Annotated in this window: 13 protein-coding genes; 1 reads left to right on the forward strand and 12 read right to left on the reverse strand. The window is 43.4% G+C overall.

The window, feature by feature from the left end; all coding sequences use genetic code 11:
- Positions 1–10: 10 nt before the first annotated feature.
- The 7 genes from AB5443_RS21485 to AB5443_RS21515 all read right to left on the reverse strand — a co-directional run bounded on the left by AB5443_RS21485 (position 11) and on the right by AB5443_RS21515 (position 9,547).
- Positions 11–1,210, reverse strand: coding sequence for a glycosyl hydrolase (locus AB5443_RS21485; RefSeq protein ID WP_277130126.1), 1,200 nt, complete (start codon positions 1,208–1,210; stop codon positions 11–13).
- A 239-nt stretch (positions 1,211–1,449) separates the two neighbouring features.
- Positions 1,450–2,265 (reverse strand): alpha/beta hydrolase, encoded by an 816-nt coding sequence (locus AB5443_RS21490; RefSeq protein ID WP_277130124.1) that lies wholly within the window; start codon positions 2,263–2,265, stop codon positions 1,450–1,452.
- A 41-nt stretch (positions 2,266–2,306) separates the two neighbouring features.
- Positions 2,307–3,479 (reverse strand): glycan-binding surface protein, encoded by a 1,173-nt coding sequence (locus tag AB5443_RS21495; RefSeq protein ID WP_277130122.1) that lies wholly within the window; start codon positions 3,477–3,479, stop codon positions 2,307–2,309.
- Positions 3,480–3,512: 33 nt separating this feature from the next.
- The gene (locus AB5443_RS21500; RefSeq protein WP_368114403.1) at positions 3,513–5,309 is read right to left on the reverse strand and encodes a RagB/SusD family nutrient uptake outer membrane protein; all 1,797 of its coding nucleotides are present in this window, start codon (positions 5,307–5,309) and stop codon (positions 3,513–3,515) included.
- A 23-nt stretch (positions 5,310–5,332) separates the two neighbouring features.
- On the reverse strand, positions 5,333–8,578 hold the full coding sequence (locus AB5443_RS21505) for a TonB-dependent receptor (protein ID WP_195406341.1): 3,246 nt from the start codon (positions 8,576–8,578) through the stop codon (positions 5,333–5,335).
- A 55-nt stretch (positions 8,579–8,633) separates the two neighbouring features.
- The gene (locus AB5443_RS21510; protein WP_277130118.1) at positions 8,634–9,074 is read right to left on the reverse strand and encodes a hypothetical protein; all 441 of its coding nucleotides are present in this window, start codon (positions 9,072–9,074) and stop codon (positions 8,634–8,636) included.
- A 32-nt stretch (positions 9,075–9,106) separates the two neighbouring features.
- On the reverse strand, positions 9,107–9,547 hold the full coding sequence (locus AB5443_RS21515) for a hypothetical protein (protein WP_277130116.1): 441 nt from the start codon (positions 9,545–9,547) through the stop codon (positions 9,107–9,109).
- Positions 9,548–9,783: 236 nt separating this feature from the next.
- On the opposite strand from AB5443_RS21515, the gene AB5443_RS21520 reads away from it, so the two are divergent.
- A complete protein-coding gene (locus AB5443_RS21520; protein WP_277130113.1) occupies positions 9,784–13,785 on the forward strand; it encodes a hybrid sensor histidine kinase/response regulator transcription factor in 4,002 nt (1,333 codons plus the stop codon).
- A gap of 47 nt (positions 13,786–13,832) precedes the next feature.
- Here the strand turns inward: AB5443_RS21520 and AB5443_RS21525 are convergent, their stop codons facing one another.
- The 5 genes from AB5443_RS21525 to AB5443_RS21545 all read right to left on the reverse strand — a co-directional run bounded on the left by AB5443_RS21525 (position 13,833) and on the right by AB5443_RS21545 (position 23,937).
- Positions 13,833–15,944: a glycoside hydrolase family 2 protein gene (locus AB5443_RS21525; RefSeq protein WP_368114417.1), complete on the reverse strand. Its 2,112-nt coding sequence runs from the start codon at positions 15,942–15,944 to the stop codon at positions 13,833–13,835.
- Between the two features lie 21 nt (positions 15,945–15,965).
- The gene (locus AB5443_RS21530) at positions 15,966–17,084 is read right to left on the reverse strand and encodes a glycoside hydrolase family 105 protein (RefSeq protein WP_368114404.1); all 1,119 of its coding nucleotides are present in this window, start codon (positions 17,082–17,084) and stop codon (positions 15,966–15,968) included.
- A gap of 277 nt (positions 17,085–17,361) precedes the next feature.
- Entirely contained in the window at positions 17,362–19,218 is a 1,857-nt protein-coding gene (locus AB5443_RS21535) for a RagB/SusD family nutrient uptake outer membrane protein (protein ID WP_368114405.1), read from the reverse strand.
- A gap of 13 nt (positions 19,219–19,231) precedes the next feature.
- On the reverse strand, positions 19,232–22,516 hold the full coding sequence (locus tag AB5443_RS21540) for a SusC/RagA family TonB-linked outer membrane protein (protein ID WP_368114406.1): 3,285 nt from the start codon (positions 22,514–22,516) through the stop codon (positions 19,232–19,234).
- Between the two features lie 254 nt (positions 22,517–22,770).
- A complete protein-coding gene (locus AB5443_RS21545; RefSeq protein ID WP_307996543.1) occupies positions 22,771–23,937 on the reverse strand; it encodes a discoidin domain-containing protein in 1,167 nt (388 codons plus the stop codon).
- Positions 23,938–23,944: the final 7 nt, after the last annotated feature.

The following is a 23,944-nucleotide window of genomic DNA, read 5'->3' on the forward strand; positions in this document are numbered from 1 at the left end:
CTATTAAGTATTATTTAAAAGAGGGTAATTGATCGCGGGTGATTACATAATCCTGTGACATTGCATCCACCCACCAATCCTTATCTGCATACCTGTGGGATGTCGCAGTAAAAGCTTCCGAATCCAATTCTTTCGTACGGCTGTAATCATACCACGGCATAAAGTATGTCCATTTTGCCCCTGCCTCCCACTGGGCGGATATCCGGGCAAGATGATACACTTTCCCGCTTTGTTCGCCATTTCCACATTCGCTCAATGCCACCAGCTTACCCGGACAAGAAGCAGTTATCGTACCGTACTGCCTGAAACAGTATTCCCCAGTAGTGTACTCATCCTTTGCAGGATACATATCACGCCCCACCATATCGACGTATTCATCCCCCGGATAAAACTCGCTATCCTTAGTTTGTGTAGTCCATACCCAAATCAGATTGTTGATTCCTTCTTTCTTAAAATAATTGAAAATATAAATCCATAGTTTCTTGTACGCTTCCGCCCCGTCATTTCCCCACCAAAACCAGGCTTTTCCATTCTTATAATTATAGATATTACCGGCAGCCTCATGCAAAGGACGCCATATTACAGGAATTCTCTTATCGCGAAGCAACTTCAAATAGCCCGCCAGCTTCTTCAAATCGGCCTTGACGACTTCGTTTTCCCAAGTGCCCTCCTTTGTAGCGTTAGCAGCACTGAAAACAGTCGTCGTCCTTTTTCCCGTACCCGGATCTACAGAACCGTCCCCCGGAGTATAGTGCCGTTCGGCACTTCCTTGGACACATGGCACTCTCCAATGCCAGCCCGCACCCACAAGCCCGTTCTTGTTCCACCAGTCTTCCACTATTTTCGTTTTCGAATAATCAATCCACGAACAAGGGGAATACTCCAAAGAGAGATAGTCAAAAAAAGCAATAGCCGGATACTTGCCTGTATGCTGATATACCCATTCCGCCTCATTGACATTCCAACTCGGGCATGCCATTGTTCCGGACAGTGTTTTCTTATTCCTGTTCTCCCTTAAGAAATCATATACTTTCACCGCTTGCTCCGAAGCACCGGAAGTACAAAGGACAGGTGCAATAACAGGTTCCTCTCCTTTGCCCGAATGCCCGGTAAATTCTTCTCCCGATGAACATGCCATAAGTACGAATGCTACCCCTGTCAGGAGCACCCGGGATTTCGCTATACCAATGGTCGGTCTACTTTTTTTCATTGTAATATTTTTAAGTTTAATGTAGGTAATAAAGAATTATCTTTCCGAAAGCAAAAGTAGAGATGTGCACATGAAATATGGCTCCCAAATGGTTTTCACACTATCCTATTTGTCACATGATACATTTGGAACAGTATTCGGATACATTCGGGGAAAAAAGAATCCCTGACAAAATAAACATTGCCAGGGATTTCGTTAAGCAGTTCCGTTCTAACTAACGGATGCCGTCTTATTTTGAGTTATTTTTCAGGCTCTCCTAATATCCTCTTTACATGCTGCTTCAAGATATAGAATGCCGGATCGCCCATGGGGCCATGACCATGACCACCGATTTCATAAAGATATGTTTCTTTGTGCCCGACCAATTTCATCATCCGCCACATATACGCATTCTCTTCATAACGTCCGAAAAGTTCCAATTCCCGGTCGCCTGTAATGAGCACCAAAGGCGGAGCATCCTTGCGAACATGAAACAAAGGAGCAAATTCATCAACAGTAGGCTGAAGATTATCTATACCATTCATCTTCCGATAAGAAAAATGACTAATCACCTGCCCGCTGAAAGGTATCAATCCGGCAATAGAATCAGCATCTATATCATATTTCTTCAACCATCTTTTATCCAGACCGACCATAGCCGTCAGATAGCCGCCTGCAGAATGGCCGGATATAAATATCTTATTCTTATCACCCCCATATTTTTCCACTTCCCGGAAAACCCACGCAACAGAAGCAGCGGCATCATCCAGACATTCGGAAATAGCCACCTTCGGAAGTAGGCGATAATTTACGGCAATAACCACCATTCCATTTTTCTTCAGCCTGCCCGGTATTGATTTATTGCCTTGGGTAAGCCCCCCACCATGAAACCAAACTACCACAGGACATCCGGTCTTATTTTCCGGATAATAAACATCCAGCTTGCAACGCTCCGTTGCATAAGGGTCTTTTGAAGAACTATATGACAAATCCTTTACAGTACGATACGTAATATCCTGGGCATAAAGGACGCCACACATCAAAAGACTCAATAAAAAACAAATTCTTTTTATCATTCTACTTCTATTTATCAGTTAAGTGCAAACTCACTATCGAATTACTGTCCTATCTTCTTTTCAATACGGATATTGGCAAAACTATGGTCTACATTCCATTCTACATTAGGTTGCATTGCCAAAGTTAAAGCTATTTTTCCGGAAACCAATCCGGCAGTAGCTACATTTTCAAGTTCCAGAGTTACAGTATACCATTCTCCAAATGTATTCATATTCTCATCTAATGAATATTTCCACTGGTAATTACCGCCATTCAGCTTAATCAGATAACCGCCTGTATTCGACGTAATGTCATAGAACGGATAATCCGAAGCCGAATTAACTTCAAATTTGAACAGGTAGTCAGAAGGATTAGCGGCAACTTCCTCATCTAATATAATACTGCCGGAAGGCAATCCTGTATAACTCCAAGCCTTATAAGTGCCTTTTACCCGGAAAAAAGAACCGCCCAAAGCTACAGGATCTCCTGTATTGGAACCATCGGTTATAAAATCCTTACCACCCCAAATACCATAATCCGAAGGATTAGCCAAATCCCAAACAAGATTGTCCGTTTGCCGATAAGGTAATTGATAAGAGCAATGTCCTTCTGTACCATTCCATTCCAGTACAATCATCGAGTTATCCGGAATATCCCCCGGAAGTTTGGCAGTAATCACCTGGTCCGTCACACTCTCTATCTCCAATTCCGTATCGCTAAACTTAACGACAGATGACGAGTTCTTGCCAAATCCATATAATTCAAAATATTTACCTTTTATCCGCAGGAATGTGCCTGGCAACGCAAACTCATTATATAAGCCGTTTACCTCCATTGCAGGGACATCCAGTTTTAATTCACAAGTCGTATTCCCCCGCTCTGTTTCATAATATAATTTGTTCGTGATTTCTTCAGGCATATCCCCCGGTAAAGGGAAACACGCCTTTTTTGATGTCGCATACACTTCCGACAAATCCACTTCCATATTATTGAAAGTAATTTTCGTCACATTGCTGAGGTTCTCCCCGACCAACACAATCATTTCACCAAATCCTCCTTTGGTCAGCGGAACCTGTAAATCCGTATCATCCGGAGAATAGATGCCCTGCACATCGGGTGCTCCAAATGAGTTCATGCCATCATCATAACCATCATTATAAGTTACAACATCCTGACAAGAGAACAGAGTTGCCAACAACACTGTCCCTATCAATATTCTATTCAAAGTCTTCATATTATTCATAAATTATTGGGTTGAACATACGGCTTAGTTCCAGCCCGGATTATTTTTATCAATAGCCATATTGGTAGAAACTTCCAACGATGGCAACGGATACAGCAGGTGACGGAATTCACGACGTTTGTTTATACTTCCCTCGTCATAAGGAGTACGCGTACCATCTTCATTGATTCCACCCAAAGAATTCATTACGTCCAAATATATTCCCCAACGGAGCAAATCCCAACGACGGTCACCTTCATAAGCCAATTCCTTCGCACGTTCTTCAAAAATGACCGAACGTAACTCCACTTTCGTTTCAATAGCACCGTCTCCGGTTACAGAAGCCTCTTTGGCATTCGAACGGATACGAATATCATTCAAAGCATCAATCGCATCCTGTGAAATCCCGTCATTCAATTCGCATTGTGCCTCTGCGTAAATCAATACAATATCAGCATAACGCAAGAATGGCCAATAAGCATCCGTACGGCCAATCGTGGCGTCTGTCACATCGGCATATTTAGTTGTAAAGGCGAGGCAATTAGATGATATGCTGTTCGTATAGGTGAGTCCGTCATTGAATGGCGCTACAGGTTCCTGCACTTTCACGTCGTCCATATTCTTACCGGTAGCCATCAACTTATATTCCGGGGTTCCCGGATAATAATATCCCCTGCCATTCTTCACCTGACTGTCATACTGGAAGCGATGCTTGACTCCTCTCGTTATACGGTAATCTTCGTTATCAAACAAGCAATACCAATGAAAACGATTGCCTACCCAAGGGCCTTTCTGCAATACCCCTCCGGCATCCTGCATGCCGCAGTACCATTGATGTACTCCGTTACCATACTCTTCGTCAGCACTCCTTGTCCGTACGGAAAACATATGTTCACTTTCATCAAAACCGCTTTTCTTCCACAATTCATCAAAAGACAACAGTCTGTAAGTCCCATAACTCACATCAGGATTCCTCCCCATTATAATACCTGCATAATACGCCGCTTTCTCATAACAGTCTTTCCAGTCAAGCGATTCATAACCTGCCACCTGTGTCTTCTCGAATGTATTCGAAACCGGATTAGTCAATATTTTCGTTCCTGCATTATAACTATAGGAAGGACCGGACTTCACAATCATCTTTTCTCCTGCCGGAAGCGCACCCGCCCCCATAGTGGCATACACTTTTGCCAGCAGGCCAATCGCAGTGCCCGCAGCGACATGTCCCTTTTGATATTCGGCATCCGTATTTTTATACATCATACCGGCTGCCTGCTCCAACAAACGTATAATCTCCGCATACACATCAGGAATAGGACGACGAGGCTGGTTATAGCTGGCTCCTTCACTGATAGCAACATCAAACAACGGAATTTCACCATATGCACGGGTCAGCAAGAAATAAGAGAATGCTTTCTGAAAATAAAGTTCTCCCAACGCATTCCGTTTTACTTTCTCATCCGCACCGGTTATTTCATTTACATAATGTATGGCTACGTTTGCCCGATGAATCAAATTATAACAACCCGTCCAAATAGAAGTCGCATACTCGTCCGCCTGAAAGTTTCCCGCTCCCAAATTACTGAAAGCCCAGTCCGGCCCGGTTATATAATCGGAATCAAGTTCCAGGCAACGTGGAAAACTACTATAACGAAACATATTGTTTCCCCATTTACTATATACTCCGGTCAGCCATAAATCTACAGCCGCATTATCATTGCCCAACTGGTCGGGACCGACAAAAGCATAAGGTTCCTCCTTCAAAAAGTCACTGCAAGAAGCCAGTCCCAGACTGCCCGTTGCCCAAAGACTTAAAACAACATACAATTTATATAATTTCATAATTCTATATCTTAATGGTCAGTTTAAAAATCTACTTTCAGTCCTAATGAGAATGTACGGCTACTCGGATAAGAATATATATCCACACCACGCCGGGAAGTATCAGAACCAAAGGCGTTTACTTCCGGGTCAAACCAACTATATCCGGTAATGGTAAACAAGTTGGTAGCATTTCCATAAATATTGATAGAACTGATACCCTTAAACTTAGGTCTCCATGTATAACCGATACTAAGATTCTTCAACTTCAAATAAGAGCCGTCTTCCACGTAGCGATTTGAAATTAACATAGTCCGTTCATAACTATTCACCGCTTTAGGCCATTTGGCAGAAGCCCTGTTTGCTTCTGTCCAACGAGTATTATAGGCATCTACAGGAATATTAGCCGTATTTCCCATCTTTACTTCCATCAGGTTACCATTAAAAATATCATTTCCCTGGCTTCCTTGCAGGAAAAAACTCAAAGTGAAATTCTTCCACCGGAAATTATTGGTTATACCATATACATAGTCAGGGTTCGTATCACCAATCACTACCCTGTCTGCATTCGTTATGGCAGGGTCATCGTCAAAATTCCGGTACTTTATTTCTCCAATCATACTCTTCCCCTTCGCACGGACACTTGGATCCGGGGAAGCCATGACTTCAGCCAGATTATTATAGAAACCATCTTCTACGTACCCGAAAATTGTTCCTATAGGATAGCCGTTACGCTGCAAGAATACATCATCCGCTTTATACCATAGTCTTGCGGAAAACTGGTCGGAATCAAGTCCGCCAACTTTATTTTTATTGAAAGATATATTGGCGTCGATGTCCCACTTCAAAGGAGTATTCCGCAATACATAGAATTTTCCGGAAATCTCCAGTCCTTCATTCGTCACATATCCCCTGTTCACCATCATACTTGAGAAACCGGTACTGGAAGGTATTTTCACCTCCTGCAGCAAGTCGCGCGTTTTCTTATAATAATAATCCACAGTCAGGTTGACGCGATTATTAAAGAAGCCTATATCCAATCCGGCATTATACTGGGCAGTTGTCTCCCAATGCAAATCTTCCGCTACGGGACCACGCCATTCCACTTCTGCGAAACCGCTGCTGATAGCACCACCACTAAAAGGATAATTAGCAGGATTCAACATGGGCAAAGTCCGGTAACTTCCAATCCCCTGATTACCCGTCTCACCATAGCTGAGACGCAACTTCAAATTACTGAAAATATTCAGATTCTTAATAAATTTTTCTTCCGACAAACGCCATGCTACAGCTCCCGAAAGGAAGTTTGCCCATTTATTGTTTTCCGTGAATTTGCTGGAACCGTCAACACGATAAGATGCCGTAAAGATGTATTTATCCATCAACGTATAATTGATACGCCCCAAAAATGAAGCCAATGACGAATCCGTACGGTCGCTCTTCAATTTGCCGGGAAGTGTACCCAAGCTCATATCATATTCCTGAGTCAAATCACTGGGGAATCCCGTAGCCGACATCGATTTACTTCCATAATCCCTTTTCTCGACAGTAAAACCGCCTACGGCATTAACGGAGTGGATTTTCTTGAATGTCTTATCGAAAGTAAACAAGGACTCGGCAGTAATTCCCATACTCCAGTTGGTAGACTGTCCTGCCTTACCGTTTATATTATTAGCTTCGGAACCTTCTGATGTCCTGCGGCCATAATACGTGCCGCGTTCCCTATTTGTATAGTTAATACCCAAGTTCTGACGGAATTTCAAAAACGGGAACAGCTTTATTTCCAAATAAGAAGAAGTAAATACATTATTGGACTTCAGGTTATCCTTTGCCGAGTTAATATAAGCATAAGGGTTGGATGCCAGCCAGCTCAATTCGTCCGAATTCAGTGTCTCGTCGTCACTCGGGTCATAAGTAGTCGGAAACACGAGCGCGGAACGGATAACTCCATAATCATTAGAGTTCGTCCGGGAAAAGTCGGTGTCCGTATGAGAAAAGCTGATATTCACTCCCATATCAAGCCAACTCTTAATCTTGCGCCCCATATTGGCACGAATCGAATAACGTGTAAAACCAGATTCCTTGATAATACCCTGTTGTTTCAGATAGTTGCCCGAGAACGAGTGCCAGCTACCGTTTCTGGAGCCACCGGACACACTGATATTATATTCTTGCGAGAAACCGTCCTGATAAATCAAATCCTGCCAATCGGCCACACCGACTTTCGTTGCATTGCCGTACTCATCCGTGTAAATGCCCGGATTCAGAAAATCTTCCGGTGCAGGATTGTACTTACCTTGAGACTTGTCGGAATTGCTATACGACCACTTTCCCGGATAAGGCAAAGAAGTGTATGCTTTTCCATGATACTTATAACTATTCTCTACTTGCTCATTCCTGTATAGCGCATATTGATAAGCATCCAATACATCTACGCGGTTAGCAATCCGGGAAAAAGAGAAATTAGCAGTAAACCTCACCTTATCCGCCCCCGGTTCTCCACGCCTGGTCGTAATCAATACAACACCGTTCGCACCACGTGAACCATAGATAGCCGTAGCCGACGCATCCTTCAAGACTTCAATTGACTGTATATCATGCGGATTGATAAATGCCAGAGGATTGGACTCATTATTTCCGGAATTGGCATCGCTGCTTGGTGTCCCCCCCGCGTCATAAGGTACGCCATCTACAATATACAAAGGCTGTGAATCCGTAGAAAAAGAGTTCGTACCACGAATCTGTATACTGATACCACCACCGGGAGCACCGTCACTTTGATTCACTACCACACCAGCTATTTTTCCCGCAAGTCCCTGGCTCAAATCCGCCGGATTTCCCCTCATCAAGTCATCCCCTTTGATTTGTGACACAGCGCCGGATAAGTCCCTCTTTTTCATCGTACCATAACCCACTACCACGACCTCATCCAATAATTCCGCGTCATCCGACAGCTCCACCTTTATTTGGGACTGCCCACTTTTCAAAGTTATTTCTTTCGATTTATAGCCGACAAAAGTAACGGACAATACAGCCTTTTCCGGCACACCGTTCAACGTAAACCGACCGTCTACATCGGTTATCGTACCTTTGGACGTACCTTTCACCACTACATTGGCGCCAATGACCGCCTCACCATTCTTATCGACAACCGTACCCGTAATTGTCCTACTCTGCTGTACAGCTTCATACTCCTCCGGTGCGATAGCCCGTACGTTCACTATTCCTCCGAATAACAACGCCAGACAAGCCCCTGTTATCAACATATTCTTATGAAAATTCTTTTTCATATATATCAAATTAAATGTTAACCTTTAAAATTTGCCATTTCTTTTCACGCCGCAACTATTTTTTCTCCTTGAGATTCAAGGATTTCAGTTTGACTACTCCCGCTTTTGTTGCACTGATACCCAAACCGTCAACAGAATTCTTATATGCCGGTTCCAGTTCAAGAACAGCTTTCTTTTTTCCTGCAGGAACCTTAACTTTGGATTTAATTTTCTGTTCTTTATCATCTTTAGCGGAATAAGTTGCCATAAACATGACATCCATAGGCAAAGCCTCCTCAAACTCAATCACGACACAATCATATGCCGAGCAATCCAGGCGGGACAGCCACCATCCGCCTCCCTGCCAATTTTTAGTAAAAGTAATGGTTGCTGTTTCCGCATCAAACTGTGCTTCCCCCCAAGATTTAAACTTTTTGGTTTCCACATTGTAATCTTTCGCCCACACTGATGATACAGTTAAAAGCAAAAGTACGGCAATTAATAAATTTTTCTTCATAATACATCGTTTTATTAAGATTAATAAAAAAGTTATCGTTTCATTTCTTCCAAAACCAGAGATTTCACACAAACCGTACCCGGTTTCGAACCACTGATACCCAGACCGTCTATGGATTGCTTATAAGTAATATCCAACATAATCGCCGCCTCTTTTTTTCCAGCAGGAATTGTAACCTTAGATTTGAGTTTCTCATTTCTTTCATCCTTCGCCGAATAGATGACTATGAACACGACATCCATGGGCAAAACCTCCCAAAACTCAATCCGTGCGGATTCATATTCCGAACAATCCTGCGCCAACCACCAGCCACCACCCTGCCACTTCTGTGTCCATGTTATTTTCATGCCTTCCATGTCAAATTGTGTATTTCCCCAGGGCTGAAAGTCTTTTGTCAATACATTAAAGTCCTTTCCGCATACGGAAGATGCTATCATAAAAGAAATTGCAGCTATTAATAGTTTTCGTTTCATATCCTGTTATTTAATTCCGGTTTCCTATTTTGATACCTGTATCTATAGTTTATTTCGATAGCAAATATAGAGAGAGGATAACCCTCCCTCTTTCTCCAAATGAGTTTCAGGCTGTCCTTTTTGTATCTTGATACATTTGCGCTACTATCCTGATACATTTCGGAATATCAGAAGCGACCGGAAAGGGATTTCCGATTCTTAATTTTCATATCTTTGCAAAAAACGAATCAATCCATATGAAAAAACACCTCTTATCTGCATTGTTTTGTCTATTTGTCCTGACGTTGCAAGCCAGCGAAAGACTTAATTTCCGTACCTTTGATGTAAAATCCGGTATAGCTGACAACTATGTGCAATCTATCCTGTGCGACAGATACGGTTTTATGTGGTTCTCCACTCTCAACGGATTAAGCAGATATGACGGCTATCAATTCAAAACATACACCACTACACAATTGGGAGCCTACAACAACGACATTGAATTTACAGCGGAAGATGCTTCGGGCACAATCTGGATAAAAACTCCCAAATCTTATTATTTCTATAATCGCGAAAAGGATGAAATTGATGACCACATAACTCCTATACTGGAACAATCCGGAATATATGGAACTCCGGACAACTTATATATAGATAAAGACCTGAATTTATGGTGTACAGTCAATTCTACCCTCTATTATTATGTATTTAGGCAAAAAGAACTTTATACTTTATCTCTTCCTCAAAATTGCCAGGTGCTGCAAATCGACTGTTACCAGTCAAACGCTTATGTACTATTGTCAGACAGCTATATTTATCACGTCGACTGGAGAGCGCAAAACCTTTGCAAGGAAGTACAGATTGTCCTGCCTCTCGGATGGAAACAACGAATGTACATAGACACCTTTTCCAGGCTTTGGCTTTATGTCCCCCATACCAAAGGAGTATGTTGTTATGACCCTAATGCCAAAGAATGGTTTTCCTTTCCCGGAGAAAAAGAGATAACCAATGAACTTATCACGGCCGTTATAGACGACGGAAAAGGGAATATATGGATTGGTACGGACAACAAGGGCATTTACATAAGTTATCATCAGGACGGAAAAGGATATGAGAGACTTAGCAAGGAAGTGGACAATCCATTTTCATTGCCCAACAATCATATCTGTTGTTTTTATAAAGACCATTCGGACATAATGTGGGTAGGTACAAGCAAATTGGGAGCTACCTTCACAAGTCTGCACAACGTCACATTTGAAACCTGCCGGTTGCCCCAGCAAGAAGATGTAAGTTGCCTTGTGGAAGACAAAGACGGAAATCTATGGCTGGGATTTGACGGGGAAGGACTGGCTTACTATGACAAGAAAAACAACAACTATACTTTCATATCGAAAAAACAGGATGCTATCCCTTCCGATATAATTGTATGTTCATATAAAGATTCAAAAGGACGGCTTTGGTTCGGCAGCTACGGCAACGGAGCGTTCTATGAGCAAAATGGAAAATTCAGCAAAGTGGCAACTACATACGAACAAAAATATTCTATCGATTATGTCCGATGCATCACAGAAGACAAATATGGGAACATTTGGTTGGGAACCATCATGAACGGGATCTACTGTCTGGATAATGCCGGAAATATAACACCTTATACTATGGAAAAAACCGGAATGCTCACCAACAGTATCACCACATTCTCGTGTGCGGACGGAATCAATCTCTATATAGGAACCAGTAGCGGACTGTATTGCATGAACACTGAAACCAAAGAAATATCACTTCTGGAAAACAACAATTCAGCTTCAAATTTATTTGAAGAAGTACACATCAACTGTATTTATCAGGATACAAGGGGGCTTTTATGGATTGGCACCCGGAAAGGTATGGATGTATATAACAAAAATACAAAAGAACGAATTCATTTGTCTACCAAAAACGGATTGTCTCATGATTATATACGGGCAATCACTGAAGATAAAGAAAAAAACATATGGGTGACTACCGACCACGGCGTGACAAACATCATAGCGACCAACTCACCGGAACCTTCGTCCAAATTTCTCTGTTATCCTTATTTTGAGGAAGACGGAATAGGGAATATGGCTTTTAACAATCATTCCATTACCTGTACTCAACAAGGTGAAATCCTGATGGGGGGCTCTGGGGGCTATCTGCGTATCAATCCACGTTTCATAAACTATCGCCATGAAAGCCATCCGGTTATATATACCAGTCTTTACCTTGCCAACCAGCGCATGGAAGTAGGCAGTAAAAACAGTAATGGACGTATATTACTCCACAAAAATATCCAATTGCTGAATGAAATAACCATGGACTATTCCGACAGTAACTTTGCATTAGAGGTTTCTTCCATGGACTACAACTCCTTGCATAAATTACAATATGCTTATCGTTTGAACAAAGACGAAGAGTGGGTTAAACTAGAAGGAAACCGGATTTACTTTAATAAGCTTTCTCCCGGAACCTATCAATTGGAAGTAAAAGTATACGAGAATAATAACAGTTATAAGAACAGTAAAGCCAGTTGCCTTACGATACATGTCTTACCTCCTTTTTGGTTGTCCATTCCAGCATATATAGGCTATACCCTACTTCTAGCAGGTGTTATCATTTTCTTCTTCCTGAAAATGAAACGTAAGCACATCCGCAACCTTAGCCAGCAAAAGCGTGAAATGGAGATAATCCAGCAACATGAGATGGATGAAGCCAAAATGCGCTTTTTCACGAATGTCAGTCATGATTTACGCACTCCTTTATCGTTGATAATCATCCCTCTAGAAAAATTACTATCTTCTAATCTGGAGAAAGGAGTAAAAGAAGAGCTGGAACTGATACACCGAAATTCGGAAACTCTTTTAAATGAAGTAAACCAATTGCTCGATTTCCGGAAATTGGACCAACAGAAAACGCAGTTAATGCTTTCCCACGGTAATCTTTCGGACTTCGTAAAAGAAGTATGCGGTTCCTTTATCCCACAAGCCGTCAAAAAAGGTATAAACATCCGTCTACACATAAACGAAACGAAAATGGATATGGATTTTGACCGTAACAAGATACAACGTATCCTGCTTAACCTTTTATCCAATGCTGTAAAATACAATTACGAGAATGGAGAAGTCACCGTTACGTTGGCCAAGATAACAGCCAACGGAACAGAGAACGCACAAATACAGGTTGCCGATACCGGTATCGGCATTAAAGATGAAAATAAAGATAAAATATTCGACCGTTTCTTTCAAGAACAACATTCTACCACTACCTATATAGGGAACGGTATCGGTCTGCATATTGTGAAAGAGTATGTCACTATGCATCACGGGACAATCACGGTGGAAAACCATATTCCTCAAGGGACGATATTTACCATCACTCTTCCTGTTACCCACAATTATGCAGTCAATGATGAAAAACAAGACGAGGCTGAAATCCGGGAAAAAGTGGTTGATGAGGTGTCCGACACAACAGATACTCATAAAACTTCCCTATTAATAGTTGAAGACAATGACGATTTCCGTAACTTTCTTATCAACTGCCTTAAAGACACTTATCAAGTATTTGACGCACCCAATGGAAAAGAGGCATTGGAAATACTTGTCCATCAATCCATACAGATTGTCATCAGCGATGTTATGATGCCCGAAATGGACGGAATGGAACTATGCCGTAAAATAAAGACAGATATCCGTTATTCTCATATCCCTGTAATTCTACTAACAGCACGCACAGCCGACGAACATGAATTAAGCGGATTAAAAGAAGGAGCAGACGATTACATTACCAAGCCATTCAATCTGGAAATACTTCTTTTACGTATTCAGAAGATATTAAAATGGACGAAGAACAACCACGAGAAGTTCAAAACCATTGACATATCTCCGAGTGAAATAACCGTAAGTTCTCTAGACGAACAACTCATAGAAAAAGCTATCCGTGCAGTTGAAGAAAATATGGATAATTCCGAATTTTCTGTTGAAGAACTAAGTTCTTATGTAGGAATGAGCCGCGGACATCTTTATAAGAAACTAATAATGATTACCGGCAAATCTCCTCTCGAGTTTATACGGGTACTACGTGTTAAACGCGGAAAACAATTACTGGAACAAAGTCAACTGAATATTTCTCAAATAGCTTATCAGATAGGACTTTCTCCAAAACAGTTTGCCAAATATTTCAAGGATGAGTTCGGATATGTGCCTTCTGAATATATGAAGAATAAAGATATGGGACAAACTCTCTAAATGAAGTGTTTTTTGCAAATCATTGATATTAAAAACATGCCGGATTTTTACCATCCGGCATGCTCTTTCTTATTTTCGCGTGCATCCGCATCACGTTTCTTCTCACTTTGATATTCCCATTCGATTTCGTCAACATATTCTTTTCCATTATATGTCACAATGGCTTTGATTTCGTTTTTTCCTTTCTCAAGTGTCACTTGGTCAAAGATATAATGCACATCCGTATACCCCTTACGGATACCTGCCAATTCCCTGCCATTCAGGTAGACTTTGGGAGTTCCGATATTCGAATAGACAGTAACGGAAGTCTGCTGACGTTCACGGTCAGTATTGCGGCGCTGCGTCAGATAAAGTACGGGAGATTTGCTCCAGTTCGCTTTATACCAGTAGTAGGAGTCTTTCTTTATTTTTCGGTCGAATGTCATCAATCCTTTCAGGTTGCGGGCAGGTACGCCGCCACGGCTCCACATGGGTACGGCAAAGTCGAACATATTCCACAAATAAGAAGCAATGATATACGGATGTTCGGCTATTACGCTCCACTGATATTCATGCGTTTTCGTCTGAAAAGTTTCGGGATAGAAAGGTTTGCTCCAGTTTAAGGCATCCCCCAGATATTCGGTCTGATGGTCGAGGTTGGCATCAGCCCCGTATTCGGTCAGCATCAACTTCTGCCAGGGATAGTTTTTTTCAAGTCCTTCCACCCAAGGTTCGATGTCCTGCAACTTCTTTTCGTACCAGCCGAAATAACGGTTCATGCCCTGTATATCCGCATTTTGGTTCACCGGATGATCCGCATGTCCGTAACCGTTCACAGCAGCCGTATAACGGTCAGGGTCTTCTGTCTTTGCCAGGTCGTGAAGAGACTGGGTTAATGATGCCGTGTATTCATGAGGCTGGTAAACTTCGTTATGCAGCCCCCATACATAAATGGAAGGATGATTGAAACTTTGACGAATCAATTCGCGGAGCTGGGTTTGCGCATTCTCCGCTTCATAGCCTGTCACCCGATTGACAAAAGGTATTTCAGCCCAAATAATCAAGCCTAACGTATCGCACCGTGAATACAGGTAGTCCGACTGCTGATAGTGGGCGAAACGTACAGTCGTAGCACCGATATCCATAATCTGAGCCAAATCGAAGTCATGTTCCCGGTTAGTCAGTGCACTGCCCAGACCCCACCAGTCCTGATGGCGGGTGACACCATACATAGGATATTTCTCACCATTCAGATAGAAACCTTTTCCGGTAACAATCTCATAATGACGGATACCCAAAGGTTGCGTGACCTCATCAATCACCTTACCGTCAGCAAGCAAACGGGAGACTACTTTATAAAGATAAGGGTCTTCCCTGCCTTGCCAAAGATGAGGATTAGAGAGCTTGAAGGTCGATGCATAACTTTGCGTCCCTTGCGGAGTCAGTTCGAGCGGCAGACTCCGCGAGCTTACTTTCTTCCCTTCCTGTGTATAAATAGTGTTTTCCAAAACAAGTCGGGCAGGAGTCAGGCTGCCATTGTCCAGTTTCACTTTGACGGTGATGTCCGCCGAGCGTTTCGATACATTCTTTTGAGTGATATATACACCGGGAGAAGCGCAATCAGTCACTGTGATATTATTCTGCTCCGTCGTTATCAGCCATACGGGACGGTAAATACCACCATACACACCAAACAAACTATGATTGACAGGTATCACATCGGGACGGGCTGTATTGTCAGCTTTCACGATAATTTCATTCTCAGCATCCAGTTTCAACGCCGTGCCTATCTCGAAAGCGAAAGCACCGTAGCCACCTTTATGCGTGCCTACCAATTTGCCGTTGACATAGACCTCGGCACAGGCTCCCACACCTTCGAAACGAAGAAAGACACGTTTACCCGCCAATTCGTTACCAAAGAACTGTCTCTTCCGGTAATAGCCGGCACCCTCGTAAAAAGCATCGGCTTTCTGCTGCATATCTTTCGCGTTCCAGGTATGGGGAAGGGTCACCTCTTCCCATTTACTCTCCCATTGTCCGGAAGCGCGCATAGGTTCCACAGAGAAAGGCCCCCGTTTGAATTGCCAGCCGGTATTAAAGGAAACTACGTCACGGGCAAATGTATTGTTCGCAATGACTCCTGCCAATAAAAGCAGGAGCACAAGCATTCTGTTTTTCATCATTTTGTTGATTGTATTTTCCTACTTTGCCATCTTATAAATCTCACATCCACCCATCAGGAAAGCACCCACACCATACACTTCGGTCATATCGCGCGTCACCTTCTTCGGGTCGGCTCCGATAGGCTGCACATAGCCCAACTTCCCGTCTGCATCCACAGCAGAAACTTGCGCATTCCATCCTTTCACCAAACCGGGAAGGAAGGTATCCTTATCCAGCAATCCTTCGTTAATGCCATAAGCCAAGGCATAGACGATAAATGTAGTACAACTTGTCTCAGGTGACGGATAAGAAGCAGGGTCGAGCAGGCTTGCGTGCCAGAATCCATCCTCATTCTGCAAACCGGCCACACGGGAACAGAGTTTCACGAATAGTGTCTCGTAAAACTTGCGGTTCTTATCTTTTGCGGGAAGTTCTTTCAGTATCTCCACCAGTCCGCCGAGCACCCAGCCGTTGCCACGTCCCCAAAACACTTTCTGACCATTCGCTTCGCGCTGGTCGAAGTATCGCCAGTCACGATAGAAAAGGTTCTCTTCCTTGTCGAAAAGGTGGTCGTAGGTAGCTTTAAATTCACGGTTCATGAAGCGGATGTATTTCTTGTCACCGGTCAGGACATATAATTTGGTGTACACCGGTGGAGCCATGAAAAGAGCGTCGCACCAAGTCCAGCGTTCCAGTGTTTCGGGCTTGCGGTAATCCAGTTTGAAATCGTCCGTCGGCGGATTCTTCATCACCCAGTCCGTGCGGGCGATGGTAGGATCGAGCATACGCTTATTTTTATATTTCCGGCAGAGGTCGATAAAGACTTGTGAGACAGCGATATCGTCGGCATGATACATTCTTTTGTCCGGCTGCCATCCGTTCCGGCCTCCTATGCGGGTAAGCCATTTAAAGTACTCCTTGTCACCGTCTTCGTGCTCCGCCAGTTCCGCCCAGTCAAGCATACCGACATAGAGTACGGCATTTGTCCAACTCAGGTCACCGTGTTCGGCTCCCTTGTTGGGGTGGGCGATTTGCCAGTCGGCTACTTTCTTCATTGTTTCTTTTATTTCCGCTTTACGGAAAGGCATATCCTGCGCCTGTATGCTGACAGCAAACAATAAGGCGGCAATCATCCCTGCTTTTCTTTTTAGATTCATTCGTTTATAATATTAGGAAGTTTTGCGGTTGTTTTTATTCCAATATCCGGTCAAATACAAATATACGCTAAATATCGGATATAATAAAGACAATTATCGGACGTATATATACTCAGTGTGGTGAATATATATATATTCAGCATGGTAGGCATGGGGCTGTGTCAAAAGTAACCAAACTCCCCTCCTTCAAGAAAGAGGAAAATTTAGTTACTTTTGACCCCTCATGCCCAATAAACAGAAGATTAACAGGATGTTATATCATTAGTAAACCAGCCTGTCATTCACTGAAATCAATATCCAGCGGTTCGATATTATTTTCCGAACCTGCATATCCCGGTGTCTGGTTGATATGTCCCTGAACATTGGTAGAGATAGCATTCAGCGCTATCGGCCACAATACGTTATGGGGCGCAATGGTATATTCGTTTCCAATCGGAGTTTTCACGCCTTTGTTATAGAAATCCGTCACGTCCATGATGTGGTCGTAGAAGAAATTCTTTTCGGAGAAATTATCCAAACGATAAGTACGGCCTTTGTCATCGGCTTTTCCGGTCTTGGCATAGATAAATGCTATACGGGTAAGTTCCGTCTTGCGCGGTTCTTCATAGTAAAGTTCGCGGGCACGTTCGTCAAGAATAGTGCGGATAGTCATCTGAGCGGCATCCAGTTCATCGGCTTTCGCCCTGCGACGCACTTCATTCACATCAGCAGCAGCTTTCTGGAGACTGGCGGCATCACCTTTCCAAATATAAGCCTCAGCACGCAACAGGTAGGTTTCGGCAATACGGAAAATATACCAGTCGGCCCATCCGCCACGCCACCATTTATCCTTCTGGTCGGCAACATTGGTCTTATAATGCGGCCATCCCACCCAGTCGCGGATTGTATCGTTCACCAAAATATTTCCGTTGTCATCTTTGAAACGAACGGGTTGTCCATACCATTCCGTACCTTTGAGTGCAGGATTGTTGTACACCAAGTCCGTCATTTCTATCCAGTTGCCGGGAGCATGACGAAGATCCGTGTCATCCAGTGTCCAAATCATATGTGTGTGATACCATGTAGAGCGCGCTGTACATACTCCACGACCATATTGTTCCAGATAAGGATTTTTCGTGGCATCGTTATCAGTAAAGCCATTCTTGCCATCGGGAGTCTTGATTTCCCCGTCCTTTGCGAACCAAGGCAATACCTGACGCTTGATTTCCAATCCGGCAGTCGAACGGATATCCTCGCCTGCATCATAACGGTCGAGTACCATATAGAGTACTTCCTTATTCTCAGGCAATGACTTGTTGGCCGATTGGTGCAAATCCCAAATTACATTTTTGGTATTATCAGCCTTGTCGATACCGAAACGCTCCGTCATCAGGTGGTGGACTCCGTCGTTGATAACCTTGTTTGCCGATTCGACAGCATCGTCAAATTCACCCAATGCAAGGTTTATCTTTGTCAGCAGGTGGTAAGCCGCAGCCTGAGTCACCATGCCGATATAGACATTGTTCTTGAGATAGGGAGCCGTACGATCCAAGTCATTCTTCAGATAGCGCAAAATGGCTTCGCGCTTCGTTGAGTAAAAGTCATAACGGGGGCCAGTGATTTCTTCCGTGATGAACGGAATATCACCATACTGATGCACCAACCGATAGTAACGATACGCACGGTGGAAGCAAGCCAGTCCTTCTACTTCCCTGCGCTGGTCTTCATTGTCAAACTGAGCCGTCTCCGAACGGGTCAGCAACGTGTTGGCATCCTTAATACCTTTATACAGATAAGTCCAGTAATTATTAATCTGGCTGCCGTTTCCTGTCAGTGAGGCACTGGGCGTAATCTGCCGCTTCAAGTCCTGCGGAGAATTTGCCGCATCCGTACGACCGTTGACACTGATATCCGAGAAGAAATATTCGGAAAGGATACAAGGGTCGGCAGAGCCTGCTGTGGGATAAAAGTCGAAGTAACGGACATCACGGTTCAACATATCCGTTCCGGTCTTCAGACCGTTGTAGTCGGCAAAAGAAATTTCCGGCGTATAGAATGACAGTGGCTTCGGATCCAGCCAATCCGAACAACTACTTGCTAATACAGCTAATCCAATCATACAGGCAATGCCTGTTCTCTTATTATTTAGTTTCATCAGTCTGTAGATATTATAAAGTCAAGTTAATTCCAAAATAAATTACTCTCGGGGTATTCTTATCGCTGTTTTCCGGGTCGTAACCAGGCCAACCGGAGATGTAACCTGCATTCTTCATCGTCGCGTTGACGTTCAGATTCTGGATTCTCAGCGGTTCTATCAACTTCTTCGGGAAAGTATATCCGATAGAGATATTATCGAAACGCAGGAAAGAAGCGTTCTTATAAATCGAATATGAAACTCCTGCCGGCTTCTTGTTCGCCAGTCGCGGATATTCGTTGTTACGGTTCTCCGGTGTCCAGTAGTCACACTTGATCTGGTTCGTCACATTCAGCAAAGCATTGTCGTTGGTAAAGCGCGCCAAGCTTTGTTTATGCCCGATGTAAGAGTACATATTGAAGGAGATATTGAGATTCTTAAACAACGTGAAATCATTGCGCATACTCCAACGAAGCCGCGGCATCCTGGTTCCCATAAATTCCTTATCTGTATTATCATACTTATAATTCATGTCCTTATCCAACAGATGAACGTCACCCGGCTGTTGTCCGTATTTGGCAGCCTCTTCACGGTCTTCTTCCTGCCAGATTCCCACTACTTTATAGTCCCATATTTCATCAATATCGTGTCCGATGAAACGCTTGTTCTTGATATCGTCCGCTTCACGCTGTCCGATAACATTCCCGTCGGCATCTTTCACATCTTCCATGATACCGTATAGATGGGTAATCTTGTTCTTGTTGTAAGCCAGATTGAGAGAGGTGCGCCAAGTAAATTTATCCGTCCTGATATTCGTTGAATTCAATGAAAGTTCGACACCGGTATTCTGTACTTCACCGATATTGGACATAACAGAGCTATAACCAATCAGACTAGGCAACTCACGGCTTACGAGCAGGTCGGTTGTAATCTTCTTGTACACATCCACGCTGGTACTCAGTCTGCCTTGCAGGAAGGTCAAGTCCATACCGGCATTCCAAGAAGTAGTCGATTCCCATTTCAGGTTGGGGTTAGCCATAGTAGAAGCGTAGAAAGTGTTGGCGGTAATTAACTCACCGGTTGACGGATCCACATAGATGTATTTGCGCGGAGACAATTGCATGAATGCGGCATAAGTACCTACGGCACGGTTACCGTTCTTACCCCACGAGAGACGCAGTTTACCATATTCGAACCAATCCGGACGGTGCAAGAATTTCTCTTCGGAGAATACCCATCCCAACGCAATGGCCGGGAAAGTGGCACGCGGATTGGCAAGTCCGAAAGCCGAATATCCGTCACGGCGCACGGTAGCGGTAATCAGGTAGCGTTGGTCATACACATAATGCAGACGTCCCATAAACGCATCTCCTGTACGGTAAATATCATCACTGGATACATTCGGAGTTGTTCCGAAGCCGATACCACCATATCCCAATTCGTCAGTAGGCAGGAAGTTTTCATTGGTCATCTCGTCTTGCCAACGCTGGAACTTCTCCCAGTTGGCGAGGAAAGTAAAGTCAAAAGCATGCTTGCCGAATGTCTTGTTCCATTTCAACATATTATCCCATTGCCAATAAAAGTCTTTTGTATGCTTGCGTTCCACACGACCGTTCTGTTTTCCGGCATCGGGAGAAGCGGCTGCCTTATGGAAGAGATAGTTTGTCCATTCAAAACGCGGAGAATAAGTTGTCTGGATAGAGAATCCCAACGGAAGGGTTATTTTCAGATAAAGGGCTGCATTCAGGTTCTCAATATCATTGCGTTTGTTTTGGAAAGCCGGAGCAATCAGCGGGTTACTCTGATTATTGTTACCGGTAGGATATTGTCTCAAAGTCACTCCGTCGTCTTCATAAAGGCTTCCGAAGGGAGAAAGAGAGTTGTAATTACCGGACGAGTTACTGATATATCCTTCGTCACGTGAAGTAAACTGTGCGTTCACACCGTAGGTGAGGAAACTTTGTATTTTATTCTCCAAGTTAATACGTGCACGGATAGCACTGTATCCACCACCACGTACGTTGCTCTCGTTTTTCAGATAGTTGATAGATGAATAATAAGACATTTCATCTTTCTTTCCTGCTACGCTGACAGTGTAGTCCTGACGTAACGCCACATCCTGATAAATGACATCGCGCCAATCGACAAGGCGTCCTGCCAGATAGTTGTTCACTTCCGTATTGGTGAATTCAAGGCGTGTCAACCAAATGCTGGTCGGGTCACCCTTGTCATTTCCCATCCAGTTTGCCAAATCCGCATTGGACATATTAGCCGGATTGTTAAAATATCCGGTAGCAGCTTTTGAAGGATTCTTGCTCACTTCCACATCACGGCGGAAGTTGATGAAATCTTCTCCTTCGTAAACTTCAGGCAAGGAATTGACTAATGAAAGCCCCCATGTGCCACTGAAATTGATAACCGGCTTTTTCGTGTTCGAGCCTTTTTTGGTAGTAATCAATACAACACCGTTAGCCGCTTTCGCACCGTAGACGGCTGTAGAACTGGCATCCTTCAATACGTCTATCTGTTCAATGTCGTTAGGGTTGATATCAGTCATTTGTCCCGAATAGATGACTCCGTCCAATACAATCAACGGCTCAAGAGAAGATTTATCATTATCGGTCGCACGCAAGTTGTTCTTACCACGCACCATCATGCTGGAATTACCTTTCGTATCGGTTTCGATACCTACCGAAAGTCCGGCTACACCTGTACGGAGCATATCTTGAACAGTCTTCGGCTGTTCTTTCTCAAGGTCACTGGCTTTCAGGGATGCTACAGCTCCGGTCAGGTCTTTCTTCTTCATCGTACCGTAACCTACCACAACCACTTCTTCCAGTGTCTTGGAATCTTCTTTCATCTTGATAATAGACTTCTGTCCCGCTTTCACCGTTTGGGTAGTATAACCGATATATGACACCTGAAGGGAAGCGCCGAAAGGAGCTTCCAGTTTGTAATTACCATCAATATCGGTAATCACACCTGTCGTCGTACCTGTGACCAAAACGTTAGCCCCGATAATAGGTTCTCCGTTCTCGTCTACTACCTTACCGATGATCGTAGTTGTCTTTCCCGTCTGTGCCGGACTGCTCTTTTTGGGAAACAGGGCAATCTGTGTGCTGGTCACTTCAAAGGACAAATCAATGCCTTTCAGCATCTCTTCCACTGCCTTGGAGACGGGAACCCGTTTCACGTTCAGGCTAACCGCCTGTTTCACATCCACTTGTGTTGCATCATAAAAGAAGGTATAACCGCTCGTTTTCTCAATGCGTGCCATAGCTTCGGACAATGGAATCTTCGAGAAGCTTATCGTTATCATCTTCTCTTTTACTTGTGCAGAAAGTACAACGCTAAAAAATAATAGCGTCAAAAGTGCAAAATGCTTTTTTAAATTCATATTTTTGCGATGTTAAAAGTTAACTGTAAGGAGGGTGTGTTAAAATGGGTCAGATTTTAATGTTCACCCACTTTCCTCGGTTAATAAAAACTTGATTGGCAGGGGGAAAGCCGGAAACGGAACTTCCCCCTTGTTTCATTCTATATTTTGATTATATCATAGGCTTGCCTTTCTCCTTATTCGTTTGCTATAAAATTCATCTTACCGATATTGAATTCGGATATCTGCATCGTGTTTCCGCTATTGCTCCATGCATCCAGTGTTATTTTGAAGTAACGGTAGGTCACTTTCATCGGCAGATCGACTATCACATCAGTAATCGTTTTGGCCACTGGTATATCAGCCCCTTTCAGGAGCTCGGTAAACTCAGTGTTGTCATTGCTACCATAGACAGAAACTTTCTTCACACGAAGATTGTCAGTACTATTGTCTGTACGATGAGTCAATTTAAAGAAGTCAAAGGTCTGCGGTGTTTGCATATCAATAATGAAATAAACAATGTCGCCAACAGGAACCGTTATTTTTGCATTATTAGCATCAGTAAATGTTTTCCCATTTGCTTTCACCAAAAGAATGGAACTTTTCGTATTATCATCAAACATATTTAGAGGGTTACCACCGGCGGTCTTATCAGCCGCCCAAGGATGGGAAGTCTCCACAGTCCAGCTTGTACGTTCCAAGTAATCAGTATATTCTACATTGCGTACATGGAAATCACAAGTGGTTGCAACCTCACTTCCATCGGTAGACTTAATGGTAATAGTAACATCTCCCAACCCCCTTGTATAGACTTCACCGTATTCATTAACTTCGGCCACTTCAGGATCCGATGACAAATAGATGACATCAGGATTGGTGGCATTCTCCGGCAATACAGCTACCGTCTCACCCAGTTTGATTGTACGTTCCATAGCTACATAATAATCTTTGTATGCTTCGGAAACGGTAATGGAAGTGACCGGATAAATACGTTTCTCCACTTTTACCAGACAGGTAGTCCACAAATCCGTATTATTGAGTGACCACACGGTCAATACGCCTTCACCTACTCCGGTAGCCGTAACAACACCGGATTCATCTACGGTAAATACCTTCTCATTGCCGGTCGTATAGCGATATGTGTATTCGCCGGCATCTACCGCATCGGCAGGAAAAGTAGTAACGGCAGTAGCATATGTATCTCCCTCTATCAATGAAATAGTACCCTCTGCCACGTCGGCCACCGCCAGACGGTTGACTTTCAGTGCCGACGTTTCATCGTCATCACAAGCTACAAACAGGACGGCAAACAATGTACACGCCAGCCACAAGAAATAATTAGTGATATATTTGATAGTCTTCATCTTTCGT

This window comes from Bacteroides sp. RTP21281st1_H5_RTP21281_210402 (assembly GCF_040918965.1).
GTDB lineage: Bacteria > Bacteroidota > Bacteroidia > Bacteroidales > Bacteroidaceae > Bacteroides > Bacteroides congonensis.